Genomic DNA, 17,592 nt, shown 5'->3' with positions numbered 1-17,592 from the left:
CCGGCCGGGGCGTTTCGCCATGGTTTGACCCGCCCGTGATTCTTCCGGGTTATCCGCCGCACACCCTTGACAGAAGGGTGTTCGATTGCCGACACATCGTGCCGTCTCCGGCGGATTGTGTTGCTGCGGACCGCCGACACGCCATAGAGTCGCCAACCGTCGGCATGGTGCCACGCTGACGTATCTAGATGTTTCCTGGTCACCAAGGAGGTAGGACGACTTGTGAATGAGTCGACATTTGCTCCCGGGGGTGGTCACCCAGGAATGTCTGCGCTGGGCCAGAGTCCCGTGGGACTCCACGCTGTCGGCTCCGTCGCTGTCCACACCTACTCAGCACTCGCAGCGCACCAGGACATCCAGAGCATGACGACAGCCCACCAGAGCATGGACGGTCACCACATGAACGCCATGGCCGGCGACGGGGCGGAGTCCACCCGTCTCGCCGACTACGAGAACGTTCCCGAGGGGCACTTCTACGACCCCGACGCGGAGTACGAGCCCGACCCCGAGTACGCGGCCACCCTCGCGCCGGACGCCGCCCGCCAGCGTCGCGAGCGCATCGGCCCCACCGGGCGTCCCCTGCCGTACTTCCCGATCCCCGGACCGCTGGCCGACCACGGCCCGGCCAAGATCATTGCCATGTGCAACCAGAAGGGCGGGGTCGGCAAGACCACCTCGACCATCAATCTGGGCGCGGCGCTCGCGGAGTACGGCCGCCGGGTGCTCCTCGTCGACTTCGACCCGCAGGGCGCGCTCTCCGTGGGCCTCGGAGTCAACCCGATGGAGCTGGACCTGACGGTCTACAACCTGCTCATGGAGCGGGGCATGCAGGCCGACGAGGTCCTGCTGAAGACGGCGGTCCCCAACATGGACCTGCTGCCCAGCAATATCGATTTGTCAGCGGCCGAGGTCCAGCTGGTCAGCGAGGTGGCCCGCGAGTCCACCCTCCAGCGGGCCCTGAAGCCCCTGATGGCCGACTACGACTACATCGTGATCGACTGTCAGCCCTCGCTGGGCCTGCTCACCGTCAACGCCCTGACGGCGGCTCACAAGGTGATCGTCCCCCTGGAGTGCGAGTTCTTCGCGCTGCGCGGTGTCGCCCTGCTCACCGAGACCATCGAGAAGGTCCAGGAGCGGCTCAACCCGGACCTGGAGCTCGACGGCATCCTCGCCACGATGTACGACTCGCGCACCGTGCACAGCCGCGAGGTCCTCGCGCGGGTGGTCGAGGCGTTCGACGACCACGTCTACCACACGGTCATCGGCCGTACGGTCCGCTTCCCCGAGACCACGGTCGCGGGCGAGCCCATCACCACCTACGCGTCCAACTCCGTGGGTGCCGCCGCGTACCGCCAGCTGGCCAGGGAGGTGCTCGCCCGTTGTCACGCCGAGTGAGCCTGCCCGGCGCCGACGAACTGTTCCGCACCACCGGCGGGATGGGCCTCCAGGCCTCCTCCCCGCGCCGCAAGGCGAACGGCGAGACGCCGCCGAGGGTGCCGGGCCCGGGTGACGCGCCCGACGGCGAGCGGCCGGGGAAGACGGCCGCGGCCGTCCCCGAGGGCCGCACCGCCGCCGTACCGCCGGCCGCGGCGGGTCAGGAGCCGGAGGCCGAGCGGCGCACCGCCGCCCCCCAGCCCCCGGCCGCCCGCACGGTCGAGCCCGCCGCCCAGCCCAAGCGCCGCGGCCGCGCGGCAGGACGCCGCCCCAGCGGCCGGGAGCGGCACGACGAGAAGATCACCGTCTATGTCTCCGCCGAGGAGCTCATGGACCTCGAACACGCCCGGCTGGTGCTGCGCGGCGAGCACGGGCTCGCCGTCGACCGGGGCCGGATCGTCCGGGAGGCCGTCGCGGTCGTCCTGGCCGACCTGGAGCAGCGCGGCGACGCGAGCATCCTCGTACGGCGCCTGCGCGGCCGCTGAGCGGTTTCGCTGCGCTAGCCTCGCTGGTCCCTGGCCGTACGGCCCGCTCCGCCCCACCCTGGAAACCCGATGCCCGCAGCCGCCGCCTCCTCCCCGGCCCGCCGACCCCTGGGCCCCGGCCCGGGCCCCCGGCCCCAGCCGACCCGACCCGGCGGCGCCGGCACCCCCGACGAACACCCCGCCACCGAGCCGGTGCCGCCGAGCGCCGCCCCCGAGCCCCTCGCCGAATCCACCGCGAGCGTGCCCCCGGCGCCGGGCGCCGCCGCGTCGGAGACCCCCGCCGGAGGCGAGGGGCGGTTCACCGTCCGGCTGGCGAACTTCGAGGGCCCCTTCGATCTGCTGCTGCAGCTGATCGCCAAGCACAAGCTCGACGTCACCGAGGTGGCCCTGTCCAAGGTCACCGACGAGTTCATGGCGCACATCCGCGCCATGGGCCCCGACTTCGATCTCGACCAGACCACCGAGTTCCTGGTCGTCGCGGCCACGCTCCTCGACCTCAAGGCGGCCCGGCTGCTGCCCGCCGCCGAGGTCGAGGACGAGGCGGACCTCGCCCTGCTGGAGGCCCGCGACCTGCTCTTCGCCCGGCTGCTCCAGTACCGGGCGTACAAGCGCATCGCGGAGATCTTCAGCGGCCGGCTGGCCCACGAGGGCCGCCGCCACCCCCGTACGGTCGGCCTGGAGCCGCACCACGCTGAGCTGCTGCCCGAGGTCGTCCTCGGCATCGGCCCCGAGCGGCTGGCCGAGCTGGCCGCCAAGGCCATGCGGCCCAAGCCCCCGCCGCAGGTCTACGTCGACCACATCCACGCGCCCCTGGTCAGCGTCCGGGAGCAGGCCGAGGTCGTCGTGGCCCGGCTCCGGACGGCGGGCGAGGCGACCTTCGCTCAGCTCACCGCCGACGCCGCGGACACCCTCACCGTCGTGGCGCGCTTCCTGGCCCTGCTGGAGCTCTACCGCGAGAAGGCCGTCGCCCTGGACCAGGGCGAGGCGCTGGGGGCCCTGACGGTCCGCTGGACGGGCGGCACGGCCGACGCCGCCCCGCTGGTGACCGACGAGTTCGACCGCGAGCCGGAGACGGATCCGAAGACAGAGCCGGAGACCGGTTCCGGGACCGAGCCGGAGACCGACCCGGAGGAGAGCGCACGGTGACCGAGAGCACGACGTATCCCGAGGGCGTGGCGGGGCTCGCCCTGAAGCCCGCGCTGGAGGCCGTCCTGATGGTCGTCGACGAGCCGGCCACCGACGAGCACCTCGCGAGCGTCCTGGGCCGGCCCCGCCGCGAGATCGCCGACGCGCTGCGCGAGCTGGCCGACGAGTACACGATCCAGGGGCGCGGCTTCGAGCTGCGCCAGGTGGCGGGCGGCTGGCGCTTCTTCACCCGTCCCGAGTACGCCGACGCCGTCGAGGCATTCGTCCTCGACGGCCAGCAGGCCCGGCTCACCCAGGCCGCGCTGGAGACTCTGGCCGTGGTCGCGTACCGTCAGCCGGTCAGCCGTTCGCGGGTCTCGGCCGTACGCGGAGTGAACTGCGACGGCGTCATGCGCACCCTCCTCCAGCGGGGCCTGGTGGAGGAGGCGGGGACGGAACCCGAAACAGGTGCGATCCTGTACAGGACGACGAACTACTTTCTGGAGCGGATGGGCCTGCGCGGCCTGGACGAGCTCCCCGAGCTCGCCCCGTTCCTCCCCGAGGCGGAAGCGGTCGAGGGCGACTCCCCGGAAGGGGTGCCGTCATTCGATCCGGATGCCCCGGACACCGAAGCGGACGACAAGACGGAACTTTGATGCGAAGCAGCGGCAGGAACAGCGGAAGCGGCGACCGGGACAACCGGGGTGCCCGAGGAGGGTCCCCCCGTCCGGGGTCCGGTGGCGGGCGCCCGGGCGGCGGCCGCTCCGGTGGCGGACGCCCCGAGAGCGGCGGCCGCTCCGGCGGCTACGGCGGCGGCTACGGCGGCCGCTCCGAGGGCGGGCGTTACGAGGGCGGTCGCGGCGGGGACCGTCGGGACGACCGCCGCGACGACCGTCGTGACGACCGGCAGCAGGAGCGTCCGCGCCGTCCGCGCCCCGAGGAGCGCCGCTACGACGTGGGTCCCGACGCCGAGCGCACCCGTGGCGGTGCGACCAGCGGCCGTCAGAGCGGTCCCACGAGCGGCCGCGGCGCGGCGGCCCGCGGCGGTGCCAAGGGCGGTCCCAAGCGGAGCTCCACGGCCGGCTCCGGCGGCCGCAGCAGCGGGCCCGCCCGCGGCCACGGCTACGCCCCCGCCCGCCCGCGCGAGCTCGACGCCAAGATCGAGGAGCGCAACCGGGAGCGGCACAACAAGCCGCAGGTGAAGACGCCCAAGACCTTCCCCGGCGCCGAGCAGGAGGGCGAGCGCCTGCAGAAGGTGCTGGCCCGTGCCGGCATGGGCTCGCGCCGCGCCTGCGAAGAGCTGATCGAGATGGCCCGCGTCGAGGTCAACGGCGAGATCGTCACCGAGCAGGGCATGCGCGTCGACCCGGAGAAGGACGAGATCAAGGTCGACGGCCTGACGGTCGCCACCCAGTCGTACCTGTTCTTCGCGCTGAACAAGCCGGCCGGCGTCGTCTCCACCATGGAGGACCCGGACGGCCGCCAGTGCCTCGGCGACTACGTCACCAACCGTGAGACCCGCCTCTTCCACGTGGGCCGGCTCGACACGGAGACCGAGGGCATCATCCTGCTCACCAACCACGGTGAGCTGGCCCATCGCCTCACGCACCCCAAGTACGGCGTGCAGAAGACGTACCTGGCCGCCATCACGGGCCCGCTGCCGCGCGACATCGGCAAGCAGCTCAAGAGCGGCATCCAGCTGGAGGACGGCTGGGCCCGCGCGGACAACTTCCGCGTCATCCAGCAGACCGGCAAGAACTACCTCGTCGAGGTCACCCTCCACGAGGGCCGCAAGCACATCGTCCGCCGGATGCTCGCCGAGGCGGGCTTCCCGGTCGAGAAGCTCGTCCGCACCGCGTTCGGCCCCATCGCCCTGGGCGACCAGAAGTCGGGCTGGCTGCGCCGCCTGACCAACACCGAGGTCGGCATGCTGATGCGCGAGGTCGACCTGTAGGCCGCGTTGTCCCGGGGCTCCGCCCCGGACCCCGGCCCTCAAGCGCCGGACGGGCTCTCAGCCCGTCCGGCGCTTGAGGACTAGGAGCGCCCGTCCGGCGCTTGAGGACAGGGCACAGCGCCCGTCCGGCGGACGCGTATGAGGAAGTCCTCCACACGGGCCGTGTCCGGCTCCTCCGGCAGCGGCGTGCCCCGCAGGGCCTCCTCGCACTCCTCGAACAGCCGTGCCGCCCACGCCTCGACCCGGTCCCACGGCACCTCGCCGCGGCGCACGGACAGGAAGTCCTCCCGCCGGGCGCCGACGTCGATCGACAGCGCCCCCGTGCGCAGCAGATCGCGGCACGAGGTGAGCAGCCGCAGCATGTGCATGACGTGCTTCCAGCGCGGCGCCTCCTGGCGGAAGCGCCGGTACTGGGCCCTGGCGTAGCCGACGTGGCTCTGATGGGCCCGGCGGGAGAGGAACGCCCCGCGCAGCTCCAGCAGCTCGCGCCCCGTCGCGTCCACGTGCTCGACCAGCGGGGAGTGGAGGATTTCGAGGGCGTTGGGGTTCGCCCGCAGGGCCAGCTCGCAGAAGCGTTCCAGCTCCCAGGAGAACCGCTCCTCCTCCGGGCCCTCCACATGCGCCGGGGGCTTGTCGAAGCCCCAGAAGAGCGGCGTCGGCGCCACGAACACGCCGCGCCGGTCGGTGTCGCTGGCCTCCGTGGCCAGGCCGAAGGCCCGGGAGCCCATGACGCAGGAGTAGATCGTGTGCTCGGTCACCAGGGCGTGGTGGGTCACGACCACACCGCCAGGCCCGTCGCCCGGCCCTCCTCGTCGCGCTGGATCTCCATCATCCCCTCGACCGCGTCACGCGTGATCCGGCCGAAGACGTGCGGGAAAAGGGTGCCGGGGGCCACGCCGGGCGGCGGGGCGGGGGCGGCGGCCTCCCAGCGGACCATCACGTCCAGCTTGTGCTCGTCGATCAGCAGCACCATCAGCGGTCCCGGCACCTCGCGGTAGAACGCCGTCGCCACGGCCAGCGTGGTCTCCTCGTCGGGCGAGCAGTGGACGAAGCCCTCCTCGGAGAGGGAGGCGGGGGAGTAGGGACGGTCGGGCACGGCGAGCCAGTCGTCCAGGGGCACCACGTGATAGATCATGGACATCGTTCTACCCGACGGGACCTTTCCGATCATGCCGCCCCGGCCGCCCCACTAGGCTGGGGGCGTGAGAACCGCCCTCGTCATCGGAACCGGACTGATCGGCACGTCCGCCGCCCTCGCCCTCGCGGGCCGCGGTGTGCGGGTGCACCTGATGGACCACGACCCCGCCCAGGCCCGTACGGCCGCGGCGCGCGGCGCCGGCACGGACCAGGCGCCCGACGGGCCCGTGGACCTCGCCATCGTGGCCGTGCCCCCCGCGCACGTCGCGGCGACCCTCGCCGAGGCGATCCGGGGCGGTCTCGCCCGCGCCTATCTCGACGTCGCCAGCGTCAAGGGCGGCCCCCGCCGCGAGCTGGAGGCGCTCGGCTGCGACCTCAGCGGCTACCTGGGCACCCACCCGATGGCCGGCCGGGAGCGCTCCGGGCCCATGGCGGCCATCGCCGACCTGTTCGAGGGCCGGCCCTGGGTGCTCACCCCGACCCGCGAGACCGACACCGAGGTCCTCAACCTGGCCCTGGAGCTGGTCGCCCTGTGCCGGGCGGTGCCCGTCGTGATGGACGCCGACGCCCACGACCGGGCCGTCGCGCTGGTCTCCCACACCCCGCAGCTGATCTCCAGCATGGTCGCCGCCCGGCTGCGGAACGCCGACGACACGGCCGTGCGCCTGTGCGGCCAGGGCATCCGTGACGTCACCCGGATCGCCGCCTCCGACCCCCGGATGTGGCTCGACATCCTCTCGGCCAACCCCGGCCCGGTGGCCGACGTCCTCGCGGGCGTCGCCGCCGACCTCGACGAGACCGTACGGGCGCTGCGCGCCCTGGAGTCCGCCGACGAGGACAAGCGGGCGGACGGCGTGGCCGGCATCGAGGACGTGCTGCGGCGCGGCAACGACGGCCGGGCCCGGGTGCCGGGCAAGCACGGCGCGGCCCCGGCCACCTACGAGACGGTGATCGTCCTCATCGGCGACCAGCCGGGCGAGCTGGCCCGGATCTTCGCGGACGCGGGCCGCGCGGGCGTCAACATCGAGGACGTCCGCATCGAGCACGCCACGGGCCAGCAGTCGGGTCTGATCCAGCTGATGGTCGAGCCCTCCGCCGCGGCGGGCCTGGCCGCGACGCTGCGCGACCGGGGCTGGGCGGTCCGCCAGTAGGGCCCGTACGGCCCGGGGGCCGAAGGGCGGCGCGGGGCGGTCCGGCGAGCCAGTAACCTTGAGTGAGCCATCAAGGCGATCCGCCAGGAAACGCCCCGTGTACGAGGAAGGTGCCCAACACCGTGGAAACCGCCGCCCGGACCGCTCCGGCAGCAGTCGTCGTCGGCATCGACGGCCCCTCCGGCACGGGCAAGTCCAGCACGTCCAAGGCCGTGGCCGCCAAGCTGGGCCTGCGCTACCTGGACACCGGCGCCCAGTACCGGGCGATCACCTGGTGGATGCTGAGCAACGGCATCGATGTGAACGACCCGGCCGCCGTGGCCGACGCCGCGGGCAAGCCGGAGATCGTCTCCGGCACCGACCCGTCCGCGCCCACGATCACGGTCGACGGCGCGGACGCCTCGGCGCCCATCCGCTCCCGGGAGGTCACCGGGGCCGTCAGCGCGGTCAGCGCCGTGCCCGAGGTGCGCACCCGGATGACCGAGCTGCAGCGCGCCATCGCCGCCGAGGCGCCGTACGGCATCGTCGTCGAGGGCCGGGACATCGGCACCACCGTGCTCCCGGACGCCGACGTCAAGATCTTCCTCACCGCCTCCCCGGAGGCGCGTGCCGCCCGCCGCAGCGGTGAGCTCAAGGGCAAGGAGGCCGCCGACCTGGCCGCCACGCAGGCCGCCCTGGTCAAGCGGGACGCGGCCGACTCCGGCCGGAAGACGTCCCCGCTGGCGAAGGCCGCCGACGCCGTCGAGGTGGACACCACCGAGCTGACGTTGGAGCAGGTCATCGAGTGCGTGGTGACTCTCGTAGAGGAGAAGCGGTCGGCGTGACCTCCTCCGGTGCCGCCGTCGGGCGGCGGATCGGCATCGGCCTGATGTACGGGCTGTGGAAGCCCCGGGTGCTGGGCGCCTGGCGGGTGCCTGCCACCGGGCCCTGCATACTGGCCGTCAACCACACCCATAACGTCGACGGCCCGATGATCATGGGTACCGCCCCCCGGCCCGTGCACTTCCTGATCAAGAAGGAAGCGTTCGTGGGTCCGCTCGGCGCCTTCCTGCGCGGCATCGGCCAGCTGGAGGTCGACCGCACGGGCACCGACCGCACGGCCATCACCAGTGCGCTGGGCGTGCTGGAGGACGGCGGGGTCCTGGGCATCTTCCCCGAGGGCACCCGGGGCGAGGGCGACTTCGCCTCGCTCCGCGCGGGCCTGGCCTACTTCGCCGTACGGTCGGGCGCGCCGATCGTCCCGGTGGCGGTGCTGGGCAGTGGCGAGGCGAAGAGCCGGGCCGTTCCGGGGCTGCCGCCCCTGCGCAGCCGCGTCGACGTGGTCTTCGGAGACCCGTTCGAGGCGGGCGACGGCAGCGGCAGGCGCACCCGCAAGGCGCTGGACGAGGCGACCACGCGCATCCAGGAGCGCCTGGGCGCCCACCTGGCGGACGCCAAGCGGCTGACCGGCCGCTGACCGAGACTTGAAGTAGCGGGCCGTAAGGGTCCGCCGACGATACAGAAGAACGAGGAACGGACTTCATGGACGACCAGATCCACACCGGCGACGAGCACGGTGAGCTTGGCGACGCCGAGTACGCGGAGTTCATGGAGCTCGCGGCGCAGGAGGGCTTCGACGCCGAGGAGATCGAGGGCGCGCTCGGCGAGGCCGGTCACGGCCCGCTGCCCGTGCTCGCCGTCGTCGGCCGCCCCAACGTCGGCAAGTCGACGCTGGTGAACCGCATCATCGGCCGCCGCGAGGCCGTCGTCGAGGACAAGCCCGGCGTCACCCGCGACCGCGTCACCTACGAGGCCGAGTGGGCGGGCCGCCGCTTCAAGGTCGTCGACACCGGCGGCTGGGAGCAGGACGTCCTCGGCATCGACGCGTCCGTCGCCGCCCAGGCGGAGTACGCGATCGAGGCCGCCGACGCGGTGGTCTTCGTCGTGGACTCCTCCGTCGGCGCCACCGACACCGACGAGGCCGTGGTGAAGCTGCTGCGCCGGGCCGGCAAGCCCGTCGTGCTGTGCGCCAACAAGGTCGACGGCCCCTCGGGCGAGGCCGACGCCGCCATGCTGTGGTCGCTGGGCCTGGGCGAGCCGATGCCGGTCTCCGCGCTGCACGGCCGCGGCACCGGCGACATGCTCGACGAGGTCCTCAAGGCGCTGCCCGAGGCCCCGGCCCAGACCTTCGGCGGGGTGCTCGGCGGTCCGCGCCGCATCGCGCTGATCGGCCGTCCGAACGTCGGCAAGTCCTCCCTGCTGAACAAGGTCGCGGGCGAGGAGCGGGTCGTCGTCAACGAGCTGGCCGGCACCACCCGTGACCCGGTCGACGAGCTGATCGAGCTGGGCGGCACCACCTGGAAGTTCGTGGACACGGCGGGCATCCGCAAGCGCGTCCACCTCCAGGAGGGCGCCGACTACTACGCCTCCCTGCGGACGGCGGCCGCCGTCGAGAAGGCCGAGGTCGCGGTCATCCTGATCGACGCGAGCGAGAGCATCTCGGTCCAGGACCAGCGCATCATCACCATGGCCGTCGAGGCCGGCCGTGCCATGGTCATCGCCTACAACAAGTGGGACAACCTCGACGAGGAGCGCCGCTACTACCTGGAGCGGGAGATCGAGACCGAGCTCCAGCAGGTCGCGTGGGCGCCGCGGGTCAATGTCTCGGCCCGTACCGGCCGGCACATGGAGAAGCTCGTCCCGGCGATCGAGACGGCGCTGGCGGGCTGGGAGACCCGGGTGCCCACCGGTCGGCTGAACGCCTTCCTCGGTGAGCTCGTCGCGGCCCACCCGCACCCGATCCGGGGCGGCAAGCAGCCGCGCATCCTCTTCGGTACGCAGGCGGGCACCAAGCCGCCGCGTTTCGTGCTCTTCGCCTCCGGCTTCCTGGAGGCCGGTTACCGCCGCTTCGTCGAGCGCCGACTGCGCGAGGAGTTCGGCTTCGAGGGCACCCCGATCCACATTTCGGTGCGGGTGCGGGAGAAGCGCGGCAAGAAGAAGTAACGCGGAGCACGCCGGGGCGGCTCGGGGCCCGGGGCTGGGTCAGAAGCCCCGGCCGCGGCCGTCCCGCTGCCCCGGGGGCAGCGCGGGCAGCTGACCACCGCGCTGCCGTCCGTAGTACGAATCCCAGACCGCGTTGTACCCCGAGGAACCGGGGTACGCGGCCGGGCCGGTGAGCTGACCCGCGTAGCCGAAGGTGCCGCGGTGGCCGAAGGCCTTGAAGGTCAGCTCCTCCTCGCCGGAGCGGTCACCGGGCAGGGCCCGGAAGGCCCGCCGGTATTCGGAGCAGAGGGCGTCGTAGATCGGGGTGACCGAGGCGGGGTGACTCTCCGAGGAGGCGTCGCGGGGCGGCCGCATGCCGGGGATGTGGTTGTACGAGGTCCGGGCGGGTTCGTATGAGTACACATCCCTGCCAACGACCTCAAGGCCCGTCGGATGCGGTCCACGCGGCGAATGGATGGCGGGGAGCATCCCGCCCGGGTGGACTACAGGATAAAAGTCCTGGTTTTCCGAGGAGTGCGACTCCGGCTCGTCCGCCCCGTGCCCGTTCACGCGCCCCCCGTTCATGTGCCCGCGAGCGGCATGGCCGCCCCCACCAGACGCCCGGCCGCCGCCGCCCGGTCCAGTGCCTCCCGCAGCAGGTCCTCCCGGGGCTGGGAGCCGATCGTCCCCGCCGGGGCGCAGTAGACCAGTACCCGGCGCGTCTTGTTGACGGCGGCCCGCCAGCCGTCGGCGACCTGCATCGCCTGGTGCGCCTGCCACCACGCCTGGGGCGCGGTGCCGCCGGCCGGCGGCTGGAGGACCGCGTGCAGCCGGCCCATGGCGAGCAGCACCGACCAGCCCGGCAGCGGCGCCGGGGCCTGCTCGACGTCGGTGACCGGGGCGAAGCCCTGCTCGTGGAGCAGCTCCAGGAAGACGTCCACCGGCCCGGTGGTGCCCGGGCGGGCGATCGGCCCCAGCGGCTCGACGACCAGCGCCGGCTGCACCTCGCCGCCGACCAGCACCAGCCCGCTCGTCACCCCGAGCTCGGCCTGGAGCGGGATCTCGCGGGGGACGCCCGTCGCGCCGCCCTCGGCCGTGATGGAAGCGACGGCGCCCTGGAGCTGTGCCTCGGCGACCGGGACGACCTGGGAGGGAATGCAACTGGCGTGGGCGAAGGCCAGCACGGCCGTCTCCTCGCCGACGAACAGCACGGTGCTGGTGGGCACCTGGCCGGTGTGGCCGGGGGTACGGCAGGAGGTGCAGTCGTACACATCCGGGGCGTTCTCGCCGCCGAGCAGTCGCTCCGCCTCTTCGTCGCCGATCTCGGCACGTACCTCGTCGCTGACATCGAGCATGCGCGGCACGGGGGCTCCTCGAAACCTAGGTAGGTCGGTAGTTCTCATCGCAGGGCGCGGTCGAACCGGGCGGTTCCCGGCTCGTAAGGAGACAACGGAGGATCCATGGCATGGGTCACGCTCCGGAAAAGTTCCCGGACGCGGCTACCGATGGGGCAACGCTTGCGGCACGACTTGGCGATCAAGGCCAACCCCGGGCCCCCGCCCACGGTCTAACCTCTCGGTAGAGGCGGGCCCGGGACGGATCCGCGGCATACGGCGGCATGGGGACGAATGCGCATCTCATTCCTGATCCACAACGCGTACGGGATCGGCGGCACGATCCGGACCACCTCCACCCTCGCCGGCACCCTCGCCGAGCAGCACGACGTGGAGATCGTCTCCGTCTTCCGGCACCGCGAGGAGCCCGTCCTCGCCCCGGGCGGCAAGGTGCGGCTGAGGCACCTGGTGGACCTGCGCAGAGGCGGCCCCGGCTACGAGGGCGACGACCCGGAGCACGGGCGCCCCGCCGTCGTCTTCCCCGCCGCCGAGGGACGCCACGGGCAGTACAGCGCCCTGACGGACCGGCGGATCGCCGAGCACCTGCGCCGCCTGGACTGCGACGTGGTCGTCGGCACCCGGCCCGGCCTCAACATCCACATCGCCCGGCAGGCCCGGCGCGGCCCGGTCCGCGTGGGCCAGGAGCACCTGACGCTCGGCACCCACTCCGAGCGGCTCAAGCGCGTGCTGCGGGCGCACTATCCGCGCCTCGACGCCGTCACCACCGTGACCGAGGCGGACGCGCGCACCTACCGGCGGCTGATGCGGCTGCCCGGGGTGCGCGTCGAGGCGGTGCCCAACGGGGTGCCCGTCCCGGCGGTCGCGCCCGCCGACGGCAGCGGCAAGTGGGTGATCGCGGCCGGGCGGCTGGCCCCCGTCAAGCGCTACGACGTGCTCGTCCGGGCCTTCGCCCTGGTCGTGGCCGAGCGCCCCGACTGGCGGCTGCGGATCTACGGCGCCGGTGCCGAGCGCGCCCGGCTGCGGGCACTGATCGAGAAGCTCGGCCTCTACAACCACGTCTACCTCATGGGCCCCGCCAACCCCCTGGAGGCCGAGTGGGTCAAGGGATCCATCGGCGCGGTCACCTCCAGCCTGGAGTCCTTCGGCATGACGATCGTCGAGGCCATGCGCTGCGGGCTGCCGGTGGTCGCCACCGACTGCCCGCACGGCCCCGGCGAGATCATCACCGACGGCACCGACGGCCTGCTGGTGCCCGTCGGGAGGACCGAGGCCATCGCCGCCGGGCTGCTGCGGCTGATCGGCGACGACGAGCTGCGCCGGCGCATGGGCGCGGCGGCGCTGGCGAGCTCGGCGCGCTTCGACCCCGCGGCCGTCGCCGCCCGCTACGAGTCCCTCTTCGCCGGCCTGCGCACCCGCGGCGGCCTGCGGGGCGGGCTCCACCGCACTCGGGGCGCCCTGCTCAGCACGGCCTTCCAGGCCAAGGACCGGGGCCGCTCCGCCCTGCGGAAAGTACGCGCCGCATGACGCCGACCCAGCCCACCGTGCCCGAGCGGGCCGGGGACCGCCCGTTCACCGCGGCCGCCCCGCCGGCCCCGACCACCACTTCCGAGGAGTGCGTCATCGTGTCTGCCCCTCCCCTGTCCGCCGGCGCGGGGAACCCCAGCGCCGACTGCATCGCGGACTCCGCGGGCGGGCTCACCTTCGACCTCGACGCCCCCGGCCGCGCCGCCGACGCCCACTGGTCCGCCGCGCTCGTGCTGCGCCCGCGCGGCGGGGAGGAGGACGAGGAGGTGCGGCTGCCGCTCACCCCCAATGGGACCGGCCGGCTGCGGGCCGTGCTGCCCAGCACCGTCGCCCTGCCCGAGGGCCGCTGGGACGTCCATCTGGCCTGCGGGGAGGAGCCCCCGCGCCGGCTGCTGCCCGGCCTCGCCGATCTGCGCTCCCTGGTCGACCGCCGGCCCGGCCCCAGCACCTCCCCGCTGGCCGTGCGCATCCCCTACGCCACCAAGCACGGCAACCTCTCGCTGCGCAGCTGGCAGCGCGCCCCCCACGCGGAGGCCGGGGACGTGCTCGTCGAACCCGAGGGCATAACCGTCCGGGGCACCCTCTACCGGGTGGAGGACCCCGGGGCCTGGCTGGCGGGCGCGGTCGTGGAGGCCCGCTGCCGGCGGGCGGGCCCGACCGTCACGGTCCCGCTCACCGCCGCCGAGGGGCAGGACTTCACCTTCGCCCTCCCCTTCGCCGGGCTGTGCGCGGAGTGGCGGGGCGGCCCGCAGGTGTGGGACCTGTGGCTGCGCGGACCGGAGGGGACCCCGGCCCGCCTGGCCCGCATCCTGGACGACGTCGCCGACAAGAAGCACGTCTTCGTCTATCCGGCGCGGGACGTGACCGCCCCGCATGCCCCTGCCCAGGCCGGCCCGTACTACACCGCCGACAACGACCTCTCGGTGCGCGTCGTCGAGCGCCCGCCGGCGGCCGGCCGGTAGCGGCCGGGCTCAGCCGGCGGACTCGGCCGGGGCGTGCGGCTGTTCCCGCCGGGCGGTCTCCGGGTGGTGGAGGTCGAAGGCCGGGGACTCGGAGCGGATGCGCGGGATGCAGGTGAAGTTGTGCCGGGGCGGCGGGCAGGAGGTCGCCCACTCCAGGGAGCGCCCGAAGCCCCAGGGGTCGTCCACCTCGATCTTCTTCCCGTACCTGGCGGTCTTCCAGATGTTGCAGAAGAACGGCAGGTTGGACAGGCCCAGCAGGAACGCCCCGATGGAGGAGACGGTGTTGAGCGCGGTGAAGCCGTCGGCCGCCAGGTAGTCGGCGTAGCGGCGGGGCATCCCCTCGGCGCCCAGCCAGTGCTGGACGAGGAAGGTGAGGTGGAAGCCGGTGAACAGGGTCCAGAAGTGCATCTTCCCCAGCCGCTCGTCCAGCATCTTCCCGGTGAGCTTCGGCCACCAGAAGTAGAAGCCGGCGAACGTCGCGAAGACCACCGTGCCGAAGACCACGTAGTGGAAGTGGGCCACGACGAAGTAGGTGTCGGTGACGTGGAAGTCCAGCGGCGGCGAGGCGAGGATCACCCCGGTCAGGCCGCCGAAGAGGAAGCTCACCAGGAAGCCCACCGCCCACAGCATGGGCGTCTCGAAGGACAGCGAGCCCTTCCACATCGTGCCGATCCAGTTGAAGAACTTCACCCCGGTCGGCACCGCGATCAGGAACGACATGAACGAGAAGAAGGGCAGCAGCACCGCTCCGGTGGCGAACATGTGGTGCGCCCAGACCACCACCGACAGGGCCGTGATGCTCATGGTGGCGCCGATCAGCGTCAGATAGCCGAAGATCGGCTTGCGGGAGAACACCGGGATGATCTCGGTGATGATGCCGAAGAACGGCAGCGCGATGATGTACACCTCGGGGTGGCCGAAGAACCAGAACAGGTGCTGCCACAGCAGCGCCCCGCCCCACTGGGGTTCGAAGACCAGGGCCCCGAACCGCCGGTCCGCCTCCAGGCTGAGCAGCGCCGCCGCCAGCACGGGGAAGGCGAGGAGGATGAGGATCGAGGTGAAGAGCACGTTCCAGGTGAAGACCGGCATCCGGAACATCGTCATCCCCGGCGCGCGCATCCCGATGACCGTGGTCAGGAAGTTGACCGCGCCGAGGATGGTGCCGAAGCCGGAGAGGGCCAGCCCCATGATCCACATGTCGGCGCCCATGCCCGGTGAGCGGACCGCGCTGTTCAGCGGGGCGTAGGCGGTCCAGCCGAAGGCGGCGCCGCCCTCGGGCATCAGCAGGCTGGCGACCACGATCAGCCCGCCGAAGAGATAGAGCCAGTAGGCGAACATGTTCAGCCGGGGGAAGGCCACGTCCGGCGAGCCGATCTGCAGCGGCATGATCGCGTTGGCGAAGCCGGCGAAGGCCGGTGTGGCGAACAGCAGCAGCATGATCGTGCCGTGCGCGGTGAACGCCTCGTTGAACTGCTCGTTGCTCATCAGCTGGAGCCCGGGCCGGGCCAGCTCGGCCCGCATCAGCATGGCGAGCAGCCCGCCGATGAGGAAGAAGCCGAACGATGTGATCAGGTAGAGGTTCCCGATCTTCTTGTGGTCGGTGGTCGTCAGCCAGTCCACGATGATCCGGCCGGGGCTGCGCTCCCCGGCCGGCCCGGCCGGTCCGGCCGCGGCGGCCTGCGCGGTGTCGGTCCCCATCCGTGCCCCCTCGCTTGTGGTGCTCTCGGATACGCGAGTGTCCTCGCGGGCACCCGCCATGATGCTCCGGTGGCGCCGCGCGCGCGAGGGTGCCTCACCCCCGGGACGTTCCGGAACGCTGAATTCCGAGGGCTCTCGCGCCGATAGGGCCGTACCTCCGGTAATTCCCGTGGATCAATGCCGGGCAGGGGTGCGGGGCGGGAATTCGCCGGGGCGCCGGGGGGGTTGCCGGAGGGGCGTCCGGGAAGGAGTGGTGAATTCACCGGCGAGTTTTTGTGGAGGCGTCGCGAGGGAAAAGGAACACCCCGTGGGGGTGAGGGAATTCGGCGCAAACCCCCTCGGGGTCACTGTGACAGAAGTGTGACCAGTGGCGGACCCGGCGGCGACGGGAGGCTGGGCGACGCCCCGTCCGGCCGCCTACGGTGACTGCCATGGCAACCCTCCCCGGACTCCCCGCCGATCCCGACGACGACCCCGCCGCCTACGTCGGCCTCCCCGCCGACGAGGCCACCGCCCGGGCCCGTGCCCAGGGCTGGACGGACGTACGGACACTGCCGCCCGGCGCGATCGTCACCATGGAGTACCGCGCCGGCCGGCTGAACTTCGAGGTCGAGCACGGCACCGTACGGCGCTGCTGGAAGGGCTGACGGCCCGGACGCGCGCGAAGGCGGCCCCGGAGGAGTTCCGGGGCCGCCTTCGCGGTGTGCGTGACCGGCCTCTCCCGGCGGGCTCAGGCCCGGCCGCGCCCGGCCGACGGGCCGAACGACGTGCCGCGCGGCATCCGGTCGGCGTGCGGCGGCCGGCGGCTGCCGGCCGGGGTGACCGGGCTCCGCTCGGAGCGGACCGTGTGCGGCCGGGGCACCAGATGCGTCCTGCCCTCGGCGACCCGGGTGGCCGACCCGCCGCCCGAGCGGCTGCCGGCGCCCACGGGCTCGCGGACCGGCAGCTCGTCGTCGGCCGGGGCGCGCGGCGCGCCCAGCGGCACGGACGCCGCGACCGGCGCGGGGACGGGCACCGCGGTGAGCAGCCGGCCGCTGCGCAGCCGCAGCCAGACGCCCAGCAGCCAGCCCTCGGCACGGGCCATCAGCGGCTCGAACCAGGGCAGGGCCAGCAGCACCAGCAGACCGGCGGTCCAGCCCAGGGTGACGTCGCTCATCCAGTGCGTGCCCAGGTAGACCGTGGTCATCCCGACGCCGAGCGCCAGCATCGCGGCGCACACCGAGGAGATCCGCCGGGTGCGCGGCGTGGTGGCCAGATAGGCGAGGACGCCCCAGGTCACCACCGCGTTCGCGGTGTGGCCCGAGGGGAATATGTCGCCGCCGGCGAACATCTCGTTCGAGCCGATGGCGGTGGCGTAGTGCGGACCGAGCCGGCCCATGCCGATCTTGGCGGCGCCCACCGTCGCGTTGAGCAGCAGCAGCGACGTGCCCAGCACCAGCAGCGGGCGCAGGGTCTTCTGCTTGTACGTACACCAGCCGAGCCAGGCCGCGACCGCCACGGCGGTCGGGCCGCGCTGGCCCAGGACCACGAAGTAGTCGAGGAAGGCGTGGATCTCCGGCCACTGCTTGTAGGGCCGGAAGAGCATGACCTGCCAGTCGAAGCGCACCGGCCAGGACGTGGTGAGCACGCCGACCACGATCGCCACGTAGACCACGGAGGTCGCCACGAAGATGCCCAGGCGGGTCCGGGTCATCCGCGGCCGCACGGGTTGGGAGCGCTCCTCCGCAGGGACGAGCTCGTCGTTGGTACGCACTCAATCGACGTTACATTGCGTGACAGGAGGGTTCGGCCGATCGAGGCTCTTTG

18 protein-coding genes are annotated in these 17,592 nt (G+C 72.9%); 12 read left to right on the top strand and 6 right to left on the bottom strand.

Going from position 1 to position 17,592, the window contains the following annotated elements; genetic code table 11:
* Positions 1-264: 264 nt before the first annotated feature.
* The 5 genes from IE096_RS30425 (at position 265) to IE096_RS30405 (ending at position 4,998) form a co-directional block, all read left to right on the top strand.
* Positions 265-1,395 carry a ParA family protein gene (locus tag IE096_RS30425; RefSeq protein ID WP_126913525.1) on the top strand — a complete coding sequence of 377 codons (1,131 nt, stop codon included), beginning with the start codon at positions 265-267 and terminating at the stop codon, positions 1,393-1,395.
* A complete protein-coding gene (locus tag IE096_RS30420) occupies positions 1,380-1,919 on the top strand; it encodes a hypothetical protein (RefSeq protein ID WP_189457208.1) in 540 nt (179 codons plus the stop codon). The genes IE096_RS30425 and IE096_RS30420 overlap by 16 nt, the downstream gene beginning before the upstream one ends.
* 69 nt (positions 1,920-1,988) lie before the next feature.
* Positions 1,989-3,065, top strand: a complete 1,077-nt coding sequence (locus IE096_RS30415) for a segregation and condensation protein A (RefSeq protein WP_229820729.1) — start codon at positions 1,989-1,991, stop codon at positions 3,063-3,065.
* Positions 3,062-3,700 carry an SMC-Scp complex subunit ScpB gene (gene scpB / locus IE096_RS30410; protein ID WP_189457206.1) on the top strand — a complete coding sequence of 213 codons (639 nt, stop codon included), beginning with the start codon at positions 3,062-3,064 and terminating at the stop codon, positions 3,698-3,700. The genes IE096_RS30415 and scpB overlap by 4 nt, the downstream gene beginning before the upstream one ends.
* Positions 3,700-4,998, top strand: coding sequence for a pseudouridine synthase (locus IE096_RS30405; RefSeq protein ID WP_189457204.1), 1,299 nt, complete (start codon positions 3,700-3,702; stop codon positions 4,996-4,998). The genes scpB and IE096_RS30405 overlap by 1 nt, the downstream gene beginning before the upstream one ends.
* A gap of 80 nt (positions 4,999-5,078) precedes the next feature.
* On the opposite strand, the gene IE096_RS30400 is transcribed toward IE096_RS30405, so the two are convergent.
* Complete coding sequence (locus tag IE096_RS30400) at positions 5,079-5,774, bottom strand: nucleotidyltransferase domain-containing protein (RefSeq protein WP_189457202.1); 696 nt, start codon at positions 5,772-5,774, stop codon at positions 5,079-5,081.
* Positions 5,771-6,133: a DUF952 domain-containing protein gene (locus IE096_RS30395; protein ID WP_189457201.1), complete on the bottom strand. Its 363-nt coding sequence runs from the start codon at positions 6,131-6,133 to the stop codon at positions 5,771-5,773. The genes IE096_RS30400 and IE096_RS30395 overlap by 4 nt, the downstream gene beginning before the upstream one ends.
* 67 nt (positions 6,134-6,200) lie before the next feature.
* Here IE096_RS30395 and IE096_RS30390 point away from each other — a divergent pair, with 67 nt between their 5' ends.
* From IE096_RS30390 to der, 4 genes are all read left to right on the top strand, one after another.
* Positions 6,201-7,286 carry a prephenate dehydrogenase gene (locus tag IE096_RS30390; protein ID WP_189457199.1) on the top strand — a complete coding sequence of 362 codons (1,086 nt, stop codon included), beginning with the start codon at positions 6,201-6,203 and terminating at the stop codon, positions 7,284-7,286.
* A 122-nt stretch (positions 7,287-7,408) separates the two neighbouring features.
* A complete protein-coding gene (gene cmk / locus IE096_RS30385) occupies positions 7,409-8,110 on the top strand; it encodes a (d)CMP kinase (protein WP_189457197.1) in 702 nt (233 codons plus the stop codon).
* Positions 8,111-8,154: 44 nt separating this feature from the next.
* Positions 8,155-8,742, top strand: coding sequence for a lysophospholipid acyltransferase family protein (locus tag IE096_RS30380; protein WP_189457254.1), 588 nt, complete (start codon positions 8,155-8,157; stop codon positions 8,740-8,742).
* A gap of 65 nt (positions 8,743-8,807) precedes the next feature.
* On the top strand, positions 8,808-10,268 hold the full coding sequence (gene der / locus IE096_RS30375) for a ribosome biogenesis GTPase Der (RefSeq protein WP_189457195.1): 1,461 nt from the start codon (positions 8,808-8,810) through the stop codon (positions 10,266-10,268).
* Between the two features lie 39 nt (positions 10,269-10,307).
* Here the strand turns inward: der and IE096_RS30370 are convergent, their stop codons facing one another.
* Both IE096_RS30370 and IE096_RS30365 read right to left on the bottom strand, forming a co-directional pair.
* Complete coding sequence (locus IE096_RS30370; protein WP_189457194.1) at positions 10,308-10,670, bottom strand: hypothetical protein; 363 nt, start codon at positions 10,668-10,670, stop codon at positions 10,308-10,310.
* A 158-nt stretch (positions 10,671-10,828) separates the two neighbouring features.
* Positions 10,829-11,611, bottom strand: coding sequence for a DUF8842 C-terminal domain-containing protein (locus IE096_RS30365; RefSeq protein ID WP_189457192.1), 783 nt, complete (start codon positions 11,609-11,611; stop codon positions 10,829-10,831).
* Between the two features lie 264 nt (positions 11,612-11,875).
* Between IE096_RS30365 and IE096_RS30360 the strand changes: the two genes are divergently transcribed.
* Together IE096_RS30360 and IE096_RS30355 are read left to right on the top strand one after the other, a co-directional pair.
* Positions 11,876-13,126, top strand: coding sequence for a glycosyltransferase family 4 protein (locus tag IE096_RS30360; RefSeq protein WP_189457190.1), 1,251 nt, complete (start codon positions 11,876-11,878; stop codon positions 13,124-13,126).
* 98 nt (positions 13,127-13,224) lie between these two features.
* Complete coding sequence (locus IE096_RS30355) at positions 13,225-14,088, top strand: hypothetical protein (RefSeq protein ID WP_229820727.1); 864 nt, start codon at positions 13,225-13,227, stop codon at positions 14,086-14,088.
* A 9-nt stretch (positions 14,089-14,097) separates the two neighbouring features.
* On the opposite strand, the gene ctaD is transcribed toward IE096_RS30355, so the two are convergent.
* Positions 14,098-15,786, bottom strand: coding sequence for an aa3-type cytochrome oxidase subunit I (gene ctaD, locus IE096_RS30350; protein ID WP_189457188.1), 1,689 nt, complete (start codon positions 15,784-15,786; stop codon positions 14,098-14,100).
* A gap of 431 nt (positions 15,787-16,217) precedes the next feature.
* Between ctaD and IE096_RS30345 the strand changes: the two genes are divergently transcribed.
* Positions 16,218-16,433 (top strand): I78 family peptidase inhibitor, encoded by a 216-nt coding sequence (locus tag IE096_RS30345; protein ID WP_189457186.1) that lies wholly within the window; start codon positions 16,218-16,220, stop codon positions 16,431-16,433.
* 83 nt (positions 16,434-16,516) lie between these two features.
* On the opposite strand, the gene IE096_RS30340 is transcribed toward IE096_RS30345, so the two are convergent.
* A complete protein-coding gene (locus tag IE096_RS30340) occupies positions 16,517-17,539 on the bottom strand; it encodes a phosphatase PAP2 family protein (RefSeq protein WP_229820726.1) in 1,023 nt (340 codons plus the stop codon).
* Positions 17,540-17,592: the final 53 nt, after the last annotated feature.

This window comes from Streptomyces abikoensis (assembly GCF_014648775.1).
Lineage (GTDB): Bacteria > Actinomycetota > Actinomycetes > Streptomycetales > Streptomycetaceae > Streptomyces > Streptomyces abikoensis.
The sequence above is the reverse complement of the archived record's forward strand: the minus strand, read 5'-3'. Positions and strand labels throughout refer to the sequence as shown.

Bases quoted from the DNA above. Each gene is read 5' to 3' on its own strand.
- IE096_RS30425 (WP_126913525.1), top strand. From the start codon at position 265: ATGTCTGCGCTGGGCCAGAGTCCCGTGGGACTCCACGCTGTCGGCTCC.
- IE096_RS30415 (WP_229820729.1), top strand. From the start codon at position 1,989: ATGCCCGCAGCCGCCGCCTCCTCCCCGGCCCGCCGACCCCTGGGCCCC.
- IE096_RS30405 (WP_189457204.1), top strand. From the start codon at position 3,700: ATGCGAAGCAGCGGCAGGAACAGCGGAAGCGGCGACCGGGACAACCGG.
- IE096_RS30395 (WP_189457201.1), bottom strand. From the start codon at position 6,133: ATGATCTATCACGTGGTGCCCCTGGACGACTGGCTCGCCGTGCCCGAC.
- IE096_RS30380 (WP_189457254.1), top strand. From the start codon at position 8,155: ATGTACGGGCTGTGGAAGCCCCGGGTGCTGGGCGCCTGGCGGGTGCCT.
- der (WP_189457195.1), top strand. From the start codon at position 8,808: ATGGACGACCAGATCCACACCGGCGACGAGCACGGTGAGCTTGGCGAC.
- IE096_RS30360 (WP_189457190.1), top strand. From the start codon at position 11,876: ATGCGCATCTCATTCCTGATCCACAACGCGTACGGGATCGGCGGCACG.
- ctaD (WP_189457188.1), bottom strand. From the start codon at position 15,786: ATGGGGACCGACACCGCGCAGGCCGCCGCGGCCGGACCGGCCGGGCCG.
- IE096_RS30345 (WP_189457186.1), top strand. From the start codon at position 16,218: ATGGCAACCCTCCCCGGACTCCCCGCCGATCCCGACGACGACCCCGCC.